The organism is Candidatus Baltobacteraceae bacterium, assembly GCA_036489885.1.
GTDB lineage: Bacteria > Vulcanimicrobiota > Vulcanimicrobiia > Vulcanimicrobiales > Vulcanimicrobiaceae > JAFAMS01.
This window is the reverse complement of the sequence record DASXEW010000001.1, coordinates 618,304-634,429: the sequence shown is the minus strand read 5'-3', so window position 1 is coordinate 634,429 and position 16,126 is coordinate 618,304. Positions and strand designations below refer to the sequence as shown.

Annotated in this window: 13 protein-coding genes and 1 pseudogene; 1 reads left to right on the top strand and 13 read right to left on the bottom strand. The window is 60.8% G+C overall.

Going from position 1 to position 16,126, the window contains the following annotated elements; translation table 11 throughout:
- The first annotated feature begins 5 nt into the window (after positions 1-5).
- A complete protein-coding gene (locus VGG22_03025; GenBank protein ID HEY1727335.1) occupies positions 6-1,520 on the top strand; it encodes an ATP-binding cassette domain-containing protein in 1,515 nt (504 codons plus the stop codon).
- Here the strand turns inward: VGG22_03025 and VGG22_03020 are convergent.
- The 13 genes and pseudogenes from VGG22_03020 to VGG22_02960 all read right to left on the bottom strand — a co-directional run bounded on the left by VGG22_03020 (position 1,496) and on the right by VGG22_02960 (position 16,059).
- Positions 1,496-2,212: pseudogene (locus VGG22_03020) on the bottom strand (cytochrome c oxidase assembly protein). The gene VGG22_03025 and the pseudogene VGG22_03020 sit on opposite strands and share 25 nt — an antisense overlap.
- 11 nt (positions 2,213-2,223) lie before the next feature.
- On the bottom strand, positions 2,224-3,288 hold the full coding sequence (locus VGG22_03015) for an HD domain-containing phosphohydrolase (protein ID HEY1727334.1): 1,065 nt from the start codon (positions 3,286-3,288) through the stop codon (positions 2,224-2,226).
- A complete protein-coding gene (locus VGG22_03010) occupies positions 3,281-3,565 on the bottom strand; it encodes an Hpt domain-containing protein (protein ID HEY1727333.1) in 285 nt (94 codons plus the stop codon). The genes VGG22_03015 and VGG22_03010 overlap by 8 nt, the downstream gene beginning before the upstream one ends.
- Positions 3,566-3,633: 68 nt before the next feature.
- Positions 3,634-4,017, bottom strand: a complete 384-nt coding sequence (locus tag VGG22_03005) for a hypothetical protein (GenBank protein HEY1727332.1) — start codon at positions 4,015-4,017, stop codon at positions 3,634-3,636.
- 182 nt (positions 4,018-4,199) lie between these two features.
- A complete protein-coding gene (locus VGG22_03000; protein ID HEY1727331.1) occupies positions 4,200-5,459 on the bottom strand; it encodes a helix-turn-helix transcriptional regulator in 1,260 nt (419 codons plus the stop codon).
- A 220-nt stretch (positions 5,460-5,679) separates the two neighbouring features.
- Complete coding sequence (locus tag VGG22_02995; protein HEY1727330.1) at positions 5,680-6,933, bottom strand: NAD(P)/FAD-dependent oxidoreductase; 1,254 nt, start codon at positions 6,931-6,933, stop codon at positions 5,680-5,682.
- Positions 6,934-6,946: 13 nt separating this feature from the next.
- A complete protein-coding gene (locus tag VGG22_02990; protein ID HEY1727329.1) occupies positions 6,947-9,886 on the bottom strand; it encodes a response regulator in 2,940 nt (979 codons plus the stop codon).
- Positions 9,864-10,472, bottom strand: a complete 609-nt coding sequence (locus tag VGG22_02985) for a CheB methylesterase domain-containing protein (protein ID HEY1727328.1) — start codon at positions 10,470-10,472, stop codon at positions 9,864-9,866. The genes VGG22_02990 and VGG22_02985 overlap by 23 nt, the downstream gene beginning before the upstream one ends.
- Positions 10,469-12,400 (bottom strand): response regulator, encoded by a 1,932-nt coding sequence (locus tag VGG22_02980; protein HEY1727327.1) that lies wholly within the window; start codon positions 12,398-12,400, stop codon positions 10,469-10,471. The genes VGG22_02985 and VGG22_02980 overlap by 4 nt, the downstream gene beginning before the upstream one ends.
- On the bottom strand, positions 12,397-13,872 hold the full coding sequence (locus VGG22_02975; protein HEY1727326.1) for a methyl-accepting chemotaxis protein: 1,476 nt from the start codon (positions 13,870-13,872) through the stop codon (positions 12,397-12,399). Before VGG22_02975 ends, VGG22_02980 begins: the two co-directional genes overlap by 4 nt.
- On the bottom strand, positions 13,872-14,384 hold the full coding sequence (locus VGG22_02970) for a chemotaxis protein CheW (protein HEY1727325.1): 513 nt from the start codon (positions 14,382-14,384) through the stop codon (positions 13,872-13,874). The genes VGG22_02975 and VGG22_02970 overlap by 1 nt, the downstream gene beginning before the upstream one ends.
- Positions 14,381-15,580 (bottom strand): protein-glutamate O-methyltransferase CheR, encoded by a 1,200-nt coding sequence (locus tag VGG22_02965; protein ID HEY1727324.1) that lies wholly within the window; start codon positions 15,578-15,580, stop codon positions 14,381-14,383. The genes VGG22_02970 and VGG22_02965 overlap by 4 nt, the downstream gene beginning before the upstream one ends.
- A complete protein-coding gene (locus VGG22_02960) occupies positions 15,577-16,059 on the bottom strand; it encodes a chemotaxis protein CheW (GenBank protein ID HEY1727323.1) in 483 nt (160 codons plus the stop codon). Before VGG22_02960 ends, VGG22_02965 begins: the two co-directional genes overlap by 4 nt.
- Positions 16,060-16,126 lie beyond the last annotated feature (67 nt).

Genomic DNA, 16,126 nt, shown 5'->3' with positions numbered 1-16,126 from the left:
TACAAATGCGTAACGTCGACGTCTCATTCGGCGGCGTGCACGCTCTCCGCAGCTTCTCGATCTCGCTCGACGCGGGCGAGATTCATGGACTCATTGGGCCGAACGGCGCCGGGAAGACGACCGCAATCAACACGTTGTGCGGCGTCGTGGAACGGCAGGGTGGCGAAATCGAAGTTGGCGGCCGGCCGATCAATCCACGACCGCGCCGTCTTGTCGAGTACGGCATCGGGCGCACGTTTCAAAAGCCGGCAATCTTCTTCGACCTCAGCGCGCTCGAGAATGTCTTAGTCGGCGCGCACGCTCAGGGTAGGACGGGCGTCATCAATGGGTCGCTCGGAACGAATCTCGCTTTGAAAGAGGACCGCGAGCTCTCCACGCGCGCCGTCGAGCTGTTGCGCGCGGTCGGATACGAGCAAGATCCCAGCGAGCCCGCGAAACGCTTGGCCTTCGGCCCACAGCGGCAAATCGAAGTCGCGCGGACGCTGATAAGTGAGCCGCGTATTCTGCTGCTCGACGAGCCGACGGCTGGCCTGACCGGCGCGGAAATCGCGCGTCTTGCCGCGATGCTTCGTTCGGTGCGTGACGAACGCGGCGTGACGATCTTGCTGGTCGAACATAACGTCCCGTTCGTCTTCGGGTTGTGCAACACGGTCACCGCAATGCACGAAGGGGCACGCATCGCATCCGGAACGCCGGTCGAGATTCGGGTCAACGAAGCAGTTGTCGAGTCGTATCTGGGTCCACATCATGGTGAGACCGTCAAATCGGCGCCCATCGAACCGCAAGCGGGCGAGGTGACGCGCATTCTCGACGTGCGCGATCTGACGTCGGGTTATGGAAACACCACGATCATTCGCGATGCGAGCTTGCACGTCGGCACGGGCGAGATCGTCGCGCTGCTCGGGCGAAACGGTGCCGGGAAGACGACACTGCTCAACACGATTCTTGGCGATCCGCGTCCGCGCAGCGGCGACGTCGTCTGGGAAGGCCGCTCGATTCGCGGGCTGAGTACGGATCGCATCGTCACAGCCGGAATCGGTTTGGTTCCACAACAGCGCGCGATCATCGCGCGCCAATCGGTCGATGACAATCTCCTTCTCGCGACGTTCGGAATTCGTCTCTCGCGCGCCGAGTTTGCCGCGCGCGTCGACGAGATGATGACGCGCTTTCCACGACTTGCGCAGCGCCGCACCTCGCTTGGCGGAAGTCTGAGCGGCGGTGAGCGCCAGATGCTGGCGATCGCGAAAGTGCTGATGCGCCGGCCAAAATTGCTGTTGCTCGACGAGCCTTCGATCGGGCTCGCACCAACGATCGTCGACGAGCTTGCGTCGATCGTCGCGCAATTGCGTGACGAAGGTCTTCCGGTGATGATCGCCGAGCAAAACGTCACATGGGTTGCTCCCATTGCACGCCGCGCGTACCTCATCGAGGGCGGTCGCATTATCGAGGAAGGCGCACCATCCGTCCTCGCCGAGTCGGAAGCTCTCGCCGAGCGCTATCTCGGCTCCATCCAAGGCTGACGGTCGTAGACGAGCGCGCGGCGTTCCTCGTCGCGCAACCACTGCGCCGCGAGCCCTATCAACGCGACGAATAGGGCCGCTCCGCCGCCCAGCCACATGATCTCGCCGCCGTAGGCTTGATCGACGAGCGCTGCAGCTGAGCCTAGCCGCGCCGCGTAGTTTGGATACATCGGATGCGATGCGGTGTAAATCGCGAGCGCCAGAAAGCCGCAGATCGGCATAGCCATGAACACGTAGAAGATACGCGCGGGATACGAAAGCGCGTGGGGCGCCGGCGCGACGGCTAAGATCGGATTCCAAAACACCAAAGCCACGGTCAGATAAAGAACGTGCTCGAAGCCATGCACGGCGGGATGGTCGAGCGCAGCTTCGTACATCGGTGAGAAATGCGTCGCGTACAAAACGACCGCAAACGCGAGCCACGCAACGACCGGTGATGCGAGCGTCAGAAGGAGCGGCGTGCGCAGCGTATGAGAAACTCGGCGTGCGGCGCCGGTAGGCAGCAACGCCAACAACCGTCGCAGCGGAGCGCCGAGCAGTAAGAGCGGTGCGGCCACCAGCATGATGATGACATGCGCAAGCATGTGCCACGCGAACGCGCGGTCGGAGAGCACGTCGAACCACGGCCCGAGCACGATCGCAAGGACAATGAGTCCCGCAAGCAGCGCCAAATTTGCGCGCATGGGGACACTATGCCCAGAAGTTAGGCGGCCGCTTCGGTGTCCGGAAACTCGTTACGGATCTCTTGGATCTTCGGCATCATGTCCAAGAACGCGTCGAGCAGATGCGGGTCGAAATGCGAGCCGCGGCCGCGCCGCAACGTCTGAATCGTGTCGGGCAGCGACCAGGGAGCCTTGTAAGGACGCGTCGCCAAGAGTGCGTCGAAAACGTCGCCAATCGCGCAGATTCGAGCCGCAAGTGGAATGGCTTCGCGCGCGACGCCGTCCGGATAGCCGGTACCGTCGTACTTCTCGTGATGCGACAACGCGATCAAACCGGCGAGCTGGATGAGCGGCGATTCGCTATCGCGTAAAATGTCGTGACCTGCGACCGTATGGGTCTTGATGATCTCACGCTCGGCCGGACTGAGCGGCCCGCGTTTGAGCAAGATGCGATCCGACACGGCAACCTTGCCAATGTCGTACATCGGCGCGGCGCGGAAGATAAGCTCCTGCGTCATGAGGTCGGTGCCGTATGCCTTCGCCAGGATATGCGCGTAGTGACCCATCCGCACGACGTGGTTGCGGCTCTCTTTGGCACGATGTTGCGCGGCGCGCGTCAAGCGGTGAATCGTCTCGAGCTCGCGTTGACGGATATTGCGAGTCGAGCGCGCTACCTCTTCTTCGAGCGCAGCGGCTTTGTCGGCGAGCTTGCGGCTGCGCGCACGAAGCTTGAGCATCTTCTGCACGCGTTCCGCTAGGACGAGCGCATCGATCGGTTTCTTGACGACGTCGTCGATTCCAATGCGCAGCGCGTGAATACGCAGCTCGTTCTCATCGGCATCGGTGACGATGACGACGGGCACGTCGCCGCGCGCACGTTTGCGAAATTGATCGACGAAATCCAAGCTGCGTACATCCGGCATCCGGAAATCGACGACCAATACATCCGAGTCCAGACCGGCAGCTTGTTTGACGGCGGTCGCCGGAGAGGCAAACGTCAAAACCTGCACATCAGAAATCTGCTTGAGATTGTACTCATATGCATGCAAATTTGCCGTATTGTCTGCAATGACGACGACCGTGCCCATCGAGTCGGGCCTATTCACTTCCGGTTATATCGTCCCCTAGAGCCGCGACCGCCTTTGCAAGGCGCTCCTGGGCTGCCTGGAGCGCGCCGATGTCTTGCGCGAGATCGCCCCAGCGGGTGGCACGCGCCCATCCTTCCGCTCGCTCGCTAAGATCGCCAAGCTCCTCGGCGCCGACCGTCCGCGTGAGCCCCTTGAGCTCGTGCAGAACCTTGCTCGCATCATCGCTGCGAGCGTCGCAAAGCGCCTGTAAGCGATTGATGAGACCCGCGCTATGCTCTACGGCTTCTGCGACCAAGGCACGTAGATTTTCGGGATCATCCGCAAACAGCGATTGGAGCGAATCGAGATTGAGAACCTTCGGCGTTATGCGACCTCTGGAATCAGCTTTCGCCTGTGAGGCTGCCGTTCATGCTGCGGTCCCGCCGACGCATGTGGGACGGCTGTCCCGGTACGAAGCCGTTGAATGGCCACCGTCGAGCCGAACTCCGCAGCCCGGCGGAGCTCGGTCAAAACACTTTCGCGCTCGCGCGCGAGCAGACGCTGCGAAACGTGCTGCTCTTGTTCCAGACCGAGCTCGCGTCGAATCTCCGTGCGAGCAAGCTCACGCACCAGCGCGATGCGCCGATCCGTAATTCGGATCGGACTATTCATGGCGAGAAATAGCAGGGCCTCACCGAACGCCGAGGACGCCAGCAACGAAAAGGGTGCAGTTTGCAACGTTAGCAGACCGGCAGAACGCCAACACACCCCATGATGTGTCGCGAGACGTGCCCGACAACTGAAAAGATCACGTGGAAAACACTGTAAAACCCGATGAGAGCGACCATTTCATGTACCTCACAAGCAAGAGCTCTGAGGCCATGATGTCATCGCGTGAAAAGTCGCGTGATCAGGAGATACTGACCGTGTGGCGCGAAGCCACGCCCAGGTTAGATTTCAGCTAACTTCGCGATCGCTTCAGTGCGATTCCGAACACCGAGCTTTTCATACGCGCTCATCAACCGGCGCTCCACAGCGTTCCGGGTCACCCCTCGTTCCTTCGCGATCTCACCGTTGGTTTTGCCCGTTGCGGTCGCGCGAAGGAGCGTCAACTCCGTATGCGTCAAAGCTCGAGCTCGCTCAGGAATTCGCTGGACACGATCGAGACGGACTCGCTTCACGCCCGTGAGCAGTTCCACGAGACCGCGCACGTTTTGGAGCATAGGGTCGGCCATCTCGACTTGATGGCCTCGGATCGATGCAAAGAGCGCTCGCGCCAGAGCGCCACTGCCTCCCGGCAACTTAGTTCGAGCTTCTAGAGCGCGAGTTCCACGGTGAACGTCACCGACCAGGATGCAGACAAAAGCTCCGATCACAGAAGCGAGTCGCCGACGTATCGAGTCACCGGCGTTTTCCGGAACGCCGCCTTCGCGGCTCATGCTGATAGCACGACGCGCTAGCCTGGCCGCTTCATCATCGATTCCCGAGCCGGCAAGCGCGAGCGCCGACAACGCATAGGCTAGACTGTAGTCGGCCTTAGAGCGCGCAGCCTCAAGGAACGAGTCAACGGCTCCCTTCATCGTTGCGAAATCTCCCGAATGACCCAAGATCATAATCAATCCAACCTGAGCAGCTTGTCCTCCCGAATACGTGTCGTACCACTTGTCTCGTCGCAATAGTTCAAGAAGGGAACGCGCACGATCCCATTCACCAAAGCAAACAGCGAGATCGAGTTGCGCGATCAGAAACAACCGTCGGATGACGGCTTCGCCCGCTGCCGTCGCCTCTACGGCTGCGACCTCGGCGTAGTATCGAGCGGCCTTCATGTCGCCGGTCAGATGATAGTGCACCGCGTAAAGAACACTCGCGGCGCGTGCGGCAAGCCGCCGCTGCCCGTCAGCATCCGCAAACCACAGGGCTTGCAATGCGTGATTTTCGGCGGCATGTGGTCGGCGGGCATAAAAATATGCCAATCCGGCTCGATGTTGGACAACTGCGCTTGTTGCGGACGCCAACGACTTCTTTGATACAACATCGACCAGAATTTTCTCGGGATCGTTGCCGTGCATTGCCTCGACGATCGCGCGCAGTGCCGTGAGCCGCGCGGCAAGGTCCGGATCATCGACGTCAGGGATGGAATCGATGACTTCCGCCGCTCGAGCTGCGTCGCCAATCGAGACATACTCGGGAACGATCGCGTCCGCAAGCATGGCGCGCTCATGCGGATCCGTCGAACTGCGGAAACGCGCCTCTAGCTCGCGCAAGAGCCGGCTTGGGTCTTGAACCTTTCGCGGCAGCCTTTCGGGAGATTCGCTTGCGACCGTTGACATTAACAAACACCCATGGAGCCCCCGTCACAACCCGTGCCGAGTGCCTTAAGGGCCATTTCAAGTGCCCTGTGGAGAAGTCCGCCTCCTGAGCATCGGAGCGCTATCGTGCGGCGAGTGCGTCTCGCGCAGCGCGCTCGCCGCTTTCAAGAGCGCCGGAGACTGTGCCCGATGCATCGGGCGAGGTCGCCTCACCCGCAAAGAACAGCGTCGAGGCAATCGGCTTGGAGAGCTTCTCACGTGCGCCGCTACCGCCGACGAGCACGTAGCTGTAGGCGCCGCGAGCGAACGGATCGGCGCCCCAGTCGTGCGCAAGCGCAGATTCCAAATGCATGTCGGCGGAGCGTAGGGCGAACGTCGTCTCGAGCGACGTGATGGCGCGATGCACGATTTCGTCCTCGCCGAGTCCCTCGAGCCGCTCGGCTCTTGGCCCGCCCGCCCACGCGGTCAATAGTGGGACATGTAAAGGCAGCTGTGTCCAAAACGTCGGAAAATCCGTCGCGAAGTTGTGAAAGAATGCGCCAGCGCCGATTCGCTCGTCGAGCTCTTCCCACCATGCAGAACGAAAATGCAAGAGGACCTTCACCACGCTGCCCATCGCGATCGCACCCAAAGCAACGGTTTTTTCAGCGTCCAGCGGCGGCGAGAAGCGGATTTCCGAAAGCACCTTGATCGGCACGGTGACGATTGCGACCGCTCCTTCGATCGAAAACCGCTCGCCGTGCGTCTGGCCGGAAACGACGACGGCTCCGGGTTTCCACGCAATCTCTTCCACGATGCTTTGAAGACGAATGTCGATTCGAGCCGGATCGAACGAGCGCACCAGCGTGTCGATGAGCGGCCCATAGCCGCCAAGCGGGCGCGTCGAGCCGGTTAATGTGGGACCGTTCCACTCGGCGATGATCTCTTTGAGGCTCGCGCGTGCCGGATCCGCGGCATCGTAACCTTCGACGAGGACGCGGAACCAGCGCGCAGCTTCGTCGAGATCGTGCTCGTTCTCGATCTCGCGCAAGAAATCGTCGACGCTGAGATCGCGCTGCAGATTGCCGGCTCGTTCGACGACCCGGTATGCAAGTTCAAATCGATCGGCGCCGCGGACGAATTCGCCGCCGACGCGTTCGAAGTTTCCGTCGGCAACCTCGATGTTCGTCGTCCCGGCGTCATGCAAGAGATCGAGCGTTATCTGTGGGCTGCCGTGAATGTATTCTGCGCCAAGCTCAGCCGCCGCTGCGAGACCGGGTAGCGAGCGCGTATAGGCTCTGCCGCCGAGCCGATCACGTGCCTCCAGTAGGATTGCAGAACCGCCGGCGCGCGAAATCAAGCGTGCCGCGGCAAGACCCGCAGCTCCGCCCCCTATGACGACGGTGGGTTTACTCGATACGTGCGCCTCCTGCAGGCGTCAGCGTCGAGGTCGCACGGATGAGAGCCTCACGCAGTGGAGCCATCAGGATCGGTTTCGAGACGTAATCGTCCATTCCGGCTGCCAAGCATCGATCGCGATCTTCTTGTGTTGCATTCGCCGTCATTGCGACGATGAGGCTGCGTGAGCGAATGCCTGCATGCTCGAGCTCGCGAAGGGCGCGCGTCGCCTCGAAGCCGTCCATCACCGGCATATTGCAATCCATCAGAACGACGTCGAACATCTCTTTCTCGAGAATTGCAAGCACTTCGCTACCGTTCTCGACCATCGCAACCTGACAGCCGAGCATCGCGAGCTGCCTCTCGGCAACGCGCCGGTTGAGCGCGTTGTCTTCGGCGACGAGAACTCGCAACGGGGTTTCGAGCGGCACGATTTCGCCTGTGTCCTTCTGCGTCGGAACCGGCTCGCTGTTGCCGCTTTTCTTCGCGAACATCGTTATTAGCCGGTCGTAGACGTGTGATTGCACGAGCGGCTTCGTCAGATACGTCTCGAAGCCGTAGGCTTTCACGCCCTTTGAAGGTTCCTCGACGTCGTTGAACGTCAGCATCATGAGACGGGTCGCCGCGATGTCCGCGTCGCGCTTGATCTCATAGCCCAAACCGAGCTCGTTGATCGAACCTTTGAGCGAGCCGACGATCGCAACGTCGAAGGGCTCGAGATCGCGCGCAGATTTCCGCAACGTATCCAGCGCCGACCGGCCCTCCGACGTCTCGACGACCTTCATATCCCAGTCTTCCGCATAGCGCTTGAGCATAATGCGCGTGTCTTCGTCTTCATCGATGACCATGAGGCGCAGCCCGGCGAGTATTCCCGGATGCGGACGGTTGCGGCGTTCCGATGCGACTTCCAACATCACCGTGAACGTGACGGTCGTCCCTTCACCCGGCGCGCTCTCGAGATGAATGTCGCCATTCATCAGCTCGACGTAGGCTTTGCAGATCGAGAGACCTAGGCCCGTTCCGCCGAACTTGCGCGTGGTCGACGCGTCGCCTTGCACGAACGGCGTGAACAGCTTCCGCTGTGTTTCCTCGTCCATACCGATGCCGGTATCCGCGACGCTGACGCGCAGCATTGCGCGCCCGTCGGCGAGCTTCTCGCCCAATTGCACGGAGAGCAAGATGTGCCCCGATTCCGTGAACTTGACGGCATTGCCGACGAGGTTCATGAGCACTTGACGCAAACGGCCGGGATCGCCACGGAACGAGCCGGGGACGCCTGGCGCGACGTAGGTCATGAGCGTCAGCGACTCGCGCTTGATCGCGCGTCCGATCAGCTCGACGACGCTGTTGACGACCGGCTCCAGCTCGAATTCGACCAGCTCGAGCTGCGCGCGGCCCGATTCCAGCTTCGAGAAATCGAGGATGTCGTTGATGATCTTGAGGAGTGCGAGCGACGATTCGTGAATCGTTCGCGCGGATTCGGACTGATCCGCATCGAGGTTCGTGCGCTGCAACAGCTCCGACATTCCGACGATGCCGTTGAGCGGCGTGCGGATTTCGTGGCTGACCGTCGCGACGAACTCGGACTTGAGCTTGTTCGCTTGCAGTGCTTGTTCGAGCGCAGTACGGAGATCGCGCATGTTTTCGCGACGTTCCGTGATATCGCGGCCGACCGAAAGGCTAACGCTCCGCCCGTCGACTTCGCCGGCCCGAACGTAGATCTCGATCGGAAACGTCGAACCGTCTTTGCGTAGCGCAATCGTTTCGGCCGTGAACCCCTCCGGAACACGTGGGAAGAGCGCTTGGATCTGCTCGTGCACTTCGGGCGCTCGGATCTGTTCGATGTTCATCGTGAGCAGCTCGTCGCGCGTGTAGCCGTACACTTCGACCGCGGCCGCGTTCGCCTCGACGATCTGATGCGTGTCGTTGTCGATGAAGAGAATCAGCTCGCGCGTATTCTCGGAGAGCAACGCGTAGCGCATGCGCTGCGAGCGGCGTAAGCGGTCCTCGAGCATCTTGCGCTCGGTGACGTCGTGCCAGATGACCTGGACGCACTCGACGTCATCGATTGTGATCAGCGAAGCCGTGATGTCGATCCAAAGCCGCGATCCGTCGTCGCGCCGGACCGCAACCGTGTGCAGATGTCCGCTTCCGTCGTGGAGCAGCTGTTTCCATGTCGCATTGTCATCGCCCATCAGATGAGGCGCCAAGTCGACGAGCTTCGCTCCGACGAGCTTGTTGTGCGGACGTCCCGCGATCTTGCCGGCTTCGCGGTTGGCCTCGCGGATCACGCCCTCTTTGTCGCAGAGCAAGATTCCGCTGCTCGCGTTTTCCAACAGCGTCGCGTACTTCTCTTCCGAGACATGGACGCGGCTTTCGAGTAACAGCGCATATTCTTCGAGCTTTTCTTTCGCAGCCGCCAGCTCGGAGCGATGCTTTTGCAGCTCGCGATTTGCACGAACCGTATCCTCGAACGTCGACATGAGCAAATCGAGGATCTGCTCTTTTTCCGACGTGATCGTGAAGCGCTTTCCGAGGAAAACGACCTCGATGCCGACCGACAGTTTACGGCCTAAGCGGACCGCACGATTGTCCAGAATCGCGCGCACGCGACCGACGAGATGGTGTTCGTCGTACGGTTTGGTCAGAAAGTTGTCGGCACCGGCCTCGAGACCGCGGATGACGTCCATGGCTTCGCTGAGCGACGAGACGAGCATGACGGGAACGTCGCGCGTTGCTTCGGCGGCTTTGACTTTGCTGCAAAGCTCGTAGCCGGACATTTTGGGCATGACGATGTCGGAGATGACGAGGTCGATGGCATCTTCTTTAAGGATGTCAAGGGCTGCGAGACCATCGCTTGCAACGACGACCTCCCAACCTTCCGCTTCGAGGATCGAGCGAAGTTGCTCGGCCTGCGTCGCGCTGTCCTCAACGACTAGTAATCGTGCCATGGTTACCCCCTTGAACTCCGTTTGGACGACCCGCTGCCCAAATACGTGCGATGATCCCGTCCAGAGAAATGATTTCGTCGGTGCATCCTGCCTCGATTGCGGCTTTGGGCATACCAAAGACCGCGCTGCTTTTCTCGTCTTGCGCAATGACGGTACCGCCGGCGTTTCGTATGGCCGCTAGCCCGTCAACACCGTCTTTACCCATCCCAGTAAGTATTATCGCGAGCACGCTCGCGCCATACGTCCTTGCAACCGACTTGAACAGCATCGTCGCCGAAGGCCGGTGCCCGGCCACCAGCGGCTCGTCGGAAAGCGCGATCGTTCGGTCCGCAGCAATAGTCAGATGATGCTCGTCGGCTGCAACGTAAACAACGCCTTCGCGCAGCGGCTCACCGTGTTCCGCTACCTTGACTTTCAAGTCGCTTGCATCGTCGAGCCATCGAACCATGCCATCCACGAAACCAGGAGTGATGTGCTGCGTGACGACGATCGGTAGTGAGAAGTTTCGATCGAGCTTTGAAAGAATCTGGTGCAGTGCCGCCGGTCCTCCCGCCGACGCGCCGACTGCGACGACAGCGTGTTTCATAAGAGCTCCGCCAACGTCTGCAGCAGCGCACCTTGGTCGAAATTGCCTTTGGTGACATAAGCATCCGCGCCCGCGTCGACGCCACGCCGCTTGTCTTCATCGGTCCCGCGCGCCGTAACCAAAACCACGGGAAGATCGCTGAGATGTTGCGAGCCGCGAATCCGCTGCGTCAGTCCAAAGCCATCCAGACGCGGCATGTCGACGTCGGTGACGACCAGGTCGACCGGGACGTCTTGCAACACCGACCACGCTTCTTCTCCGTCGCCAGCCGTTGCAACGTCGTAACCCGCGGCTTCCAAAATGCTGCGTTCGAGCGTTCGAGTCGTGATCGAATCTTCGACGAGTAACACACGCTTTCGCCCGGCCCGCGCTTCGCCGTTTGCACTTGCAGAGGAGCGGCCGCGCTCGTGGGCCTGTTGCACGATGTAGCCGCCTCGCAAAATGACCGCGGTAGAACCGTCCGCAAGAATCGTCGCGCCGATTGCGCTACGTATCCCGCCCAGGCGTGGTCCGAACGGACGAACGACGACTTCGCGTTCCTCGATCAGATCGTCCACTGCCAGCGCAACGCGCCCCAGCGTGTCTTTGATAAAAATGACGTAACGCGCGTCGTTCGGAGAACGCATCTCGTCGTTGAGATGCAAGATGCTTGCGCAATCGACGAGCGACGTTGCAGAGCCCTCGCGGATGATCCGCGGACGCCCTTCGACCGATACGATCTCCTCCGGACGCACGCGGACAAAACGTTCGACCGCCGACGACTCGATCGCCAGCGTGTTTCCCGCAACTTCAAAGACGACGGCGCGCACGGTCGTAAGCGTGAGCGGGACCATCATCACGAAACGTGCTCCGGCACCGGAGTCCGAGTGCACGGTTATCGTTCCGCGCAGGTCGTCGATCGATGAACGAACGGCATCCATCCCGACGCCGCGCCCAGCCTCTTTCGTGAGTCCGCGCGCAGTCGAGACGCCCGGCAAGAATATCGCGCCTCCGACGTCGAGATCGCTGATCGTGTAACCACGTTCTTCCGCACGCGTTCGAATCGCAGCCAGATCGAGGCCATTGCCGTCGTCGGAAACCGTCACTTCCACGCCGCCGCCGTGCAAAGCGGCGTAGACCGTGATCGAGCCATCCGCCGCCTTACCCGCCCCCGCGCGCTGAGCCGGCGGCTCGATTCCGTGGATTATGGCGTTGCGCACGAGATGCTGGAGCGGATCACGCAGCCCGTCGAGAATCGCGCGGTCGAGCTCGATCCCGCCGCCGACGATGTGCAGGCGGCACTTCTTGCCTTCGCTCGCGGCGCAATCGCGTACGATTCGCTCGAGACCCTCGCAGGCGAGCGAAAACGGGAGCATCCGGATGTTGCGGACTTCCTCGTCGACGCGCCGCGCCGCGCGCTCCAGGAACGCCCGGTCGGCCCCGGTTGTAAGCGCAACGAGGAGCTCGCCGGTATGTTGCAGGAGCACATCAAGTTTATCCGACGCGACCCGCAAGGTCGTGTCGTGAACGGGCACCGGTGCCGGTGCAGTAGGGACCACCGGTGTCGCGGCCGTGGTTCCCGTTACTGCAACCGGCGCCGGCGCCGGCGTGCTAGGCGGAGCGCGCAATCGATCCGCTCGTGCACGAAGTGAGTCGACGACGCCGAACAGCGTCTCGACCGATTTCTGGTCGAGCGCCGCGGGCTGGTCGCGACAAGTCGCGAGGAGGTCCTCGGCGCGATGACAGACGTCGGCAATGTCGGCGAGACCGACGGCGTTTGCCGCACCCTTCAAGCTATGCGCTTCCCGGAAAAGAGCGTTGACGAGCTCGTGGCGCTCACCATCGCTCGTGACGCCCTCGAGCGCCAAGAGATCTTGCTCGAACGCGCCCAAACGCTCTTGGAGCTCGCCCAAGAACGTTGTCAGCAAGCGCTCCGAGATAGTCGTCATCCGGCGACTCCGTTTGCGCCGCGCAGCAGCAGCCGCAAGCGAGAACCTATGCCCTCGAGATTTCGGGCAGCTTGTTCCGATTGTTGCGTCGATGCGAGATTCTGCGACGTCGCTTGGTCGATGTTACGCATCGCCGACTGGATCTGCGACATTCCGACGACTTGCTGGCCGACGGAGGTGCTGATCGAGGTCGAGGCTTGAGCCGCTTCGACGATCGTGTCGACGAGCAGCCGAATTGCTTCGTCGGCTTCGTTGACGATTCGCATCGCTTCGTCGACACTCTTCGTACCTTGTTCCGTCGCCATGACGGCAGCATTCGTCGACTTCTGAATCTCGGCAAGAATCTGGCGAACTTGTACGGTCGCCTTCTTCGATTGATCGGCGAGTGCTTTGATCTCTGCAGCGACGACGCTGAAGCCTTTGCCCTGGTCACCGGCACGCGTCGCTTCGATCGAAGCATTGAGCGCCAGAATATTTGTTTGCTCGGCAAGATCGTTGACGACCGCGATGATCTCGCCGATCGCCTGCGCCTGTTCGGCGAGCGCCAAGATGCTTTTTGCGATCGACTCCGTGCGCGTTTTTATGTCGCCCATCACGACGATCGTGCTCTCGACCGAACGCCGCCCGACCGCGCCGCCATCGGTAGCACGTCGCGAAGAATCAACGACTGCTTTGGCGCGCTCGTTCGATTGTTCTGCGGTTTGCGTGATTTCTTCGACGGTGGCGACCGTCTGCGCAACGGCTGCGGCCTGCTCTTGCACGCCAGCTGCCTGTTGGGTCGTCCCGGCGACGATCTCCGCCGTCGCCGCTGAAAGTGTTGCGATGGCCTCCTCGATCGGCGCGCTTAGATTACGAATCGCGATAAACCCGATGACGATGAGCACCAGAATTGCTGCAGCTCCACCAAAAGCGATCGCGTTGAGCGTCAAATTGGTCGCGTTTTGCGCGTCGACGTCACGTTCAGCTTGCAGCCGGTTTTCTTCGTCGTCGGCCTCCTGCAGTGTCCTTTGAACACGCGCGCTCAGATCGTTGGCAAGACCGGGTGTGACGGTCTTCAGTAATCCCGCGAGACCTTTCGCGCGGCGCACGGCCATTGCTTGCGCTCGAACGCGTTGCTCTGCATCGAATGTATCGCGCAGCATGCGCGCTCGCTCTTGCTGGCGCGGATTGTCCACACTAAGACGCGTAAAAGTTCCGAGCGATGCGTGAAATGCCGCGACGTCATTGAGGTACGCTTCTGCGACACTCTGGCGCCCCGATAGGAGATACGCGCGCTCATCGGCGAGGGACTTGGTTGCCTGTATCTCCATCGATGCGATCGAATAGCGCACGTCGTAGGTGTGCAGCACCCACCCTCTTGCGATAAGCAAGTTTTGGGTACTCGCGTAGCCCAGAAGAGCCAGCGCCACGATCGCTAGCGGCCCGAGCGCAAAAACGAGAGCTAGCTTACGCGCGATACTCCAGCGGCGCATTAGGTGTCCCTTTCTTCGGCCGAAGAGCGAATCGCAAAGCGGCCGTCCTGCAGTAGCGCCTTGCCGTCCAAAAGCAACATCTCGCGAAACAGGCGCGCTACGAACTCGTGATGGTCCTCGAGCGCAGGCGCCGCGGCAATTTCCGATTCGGGGAAGCGGACGAGCTCATCAAGGCTGTCGGCAACGATAGCAAACTCCGGCTCGTCGACACCAAGAATCACGGCCGACAGGGCCTCGGACCGAACCGGCTGGGTACCCCAGATCCGGGCGAGATCGATTGCCGGGACGATGTCACCTTGGACACCGAGTATACCGAGAAAGTGCGCGGGAGATCCCGGCAGTGCTGCGGGCCTCGCCCGCTGCAATACGCTGAACGTGAAGCGCGTCTCGATCGCGTACCGCTCGCCGCCAATCTGAAAGCAGAGGAGCTCGACCAAACGGGTCGGTTCGCGGAGAGCCGCCGACTGCGAGAGCCGCTCCGCACGCCGAATGAGAACCTCTTGTGCACTCATACGCCTGCTCCAATCCTGGAAGGACGCGTCCGAAGCAGCGACAGCTCCGCCTGGACCGACGCCCCAATACCGTCCCCGTCCTCGCTGAGCCGGTGCGCGCGGCCGAGCGCCCTGCGCGCCGCGACCGTGCGCCCACCTAAACGAAGCGCCCGGCCCAACAACAAATGCGCGAACGCACCCGTCCGATCCAAAAAGATCGCACGCCGCGCCGCAATCGCAGCTTCTCCGGCCCGATCCTCGTCGAGAAGCTCCATCGCTTCCCTTACATACCGTTGCGGATCAAGTGTTTCATCAACGATGGCTATGACTGGTGCGGCGATTGGAGCGGCTGGGCGTGATGACGTTTCCCGATACGAACGTCCGTCGAGGGAAATGTCATCATGACGAGGCGCTCCAATCGAAAACAAAACCTGCGCAGCTCCACGCCGGTACGCAAGTCCCGACGGCGTCGTAACAATCTCGATGTTCGCATCCGAGATGATCGGATCGGACGGTGACGTGAACAGCCACCCGCCTTCACGCAACGCCGACGTAAGAAGAGATGTGACGCGCGCGACGACATCGGATTCGAGGTACATCAAGACGTTGCGGCACAAGATCACGTCGAATCCCTCGGCCGTCATCGCACTCGCCAGATTGCGCGATTCGAACGTGACGCGTGACGCAATACGGGGCGCAATCTTCCAACGGTTTTTGGCAGCGCGCGAAAAGTATCGTGCACGCCACATCGAGTCGATCTCGCGAAACGACCAATCACCGTAGACGCCTTCACGAGCCGTAGCAATTGCAACCGTTGAGATATCGGAACCGAGAACTTGCGAACGCGATTCGAGACCGCACTGTTCCAAAGCGATTGCAAGCGAATACGCTTCTTCACCGGTCGCGCAGCCCGCGGACCAAACACGAATCGAGCGACTGAATGCCGGAAGCACAGCCTCTTTGATAAATTCAAACTGCTTTGGATCGCGATAGAAGTACGTCTCTCCAACGGTAATCTCGCTCAGCAACGTCTCGAAAGCGTCAAGATCGTTGTACACGCGATTCAGGTATACCATCGGGTCTTTCGCGCGCGCTCGCGTCATTGCGCGCGCAATGCCGGCTTCCGCAAAGGCGCGTCGCGCCGGAGGGAACGACAAACCGCTCCGCTCTGTAAGGAGCGAAGCAATGTCGGCGAAAGCCGCTGTGCTCCAGGTCACGTTGTCAAACTCGCTTCCGAAACCGCATCGAGCTCCGACTCGCTGATGAACGCTTCGGGATCGTGAATCACGACAAGCCCCTCGGGCGTCCGAAGGATTCCCTCAAAGCTGCGCGTTCCGACAAGCAATCCTTCCGAACCAATCAACGAATTCGGATCGTATGTCAGGATACCGATAACACCATCGACCCACATCGCGATCGGACGGCTGTGCGTCTGCACGAGAATAAAGCGATGTTCGGGTGAAAGCGGTTGTACGGGACGACCGAAACGCGCGCGCATGTCCATCAGCGGAATGACAACTCCGCGCACATCGATCACACCGGGGACGAATGGCGGCTGTCCTGCGATCGGACGGTACGCTACGGCACGCAGAATCTCAACAACCGGTTGCGTAGAGATGGCGATGCAAAGATCGTCCAACTCGAACGCAAGGGCATCGACGTGGGAATTGAGAGTTTTCGATTGGATTGCTGTCAAGGCTGCGACCCCTTAACCCTAACAAATCCAAGTGTAGCGTGTGATCAGGACCTCCTGACACCCTGCC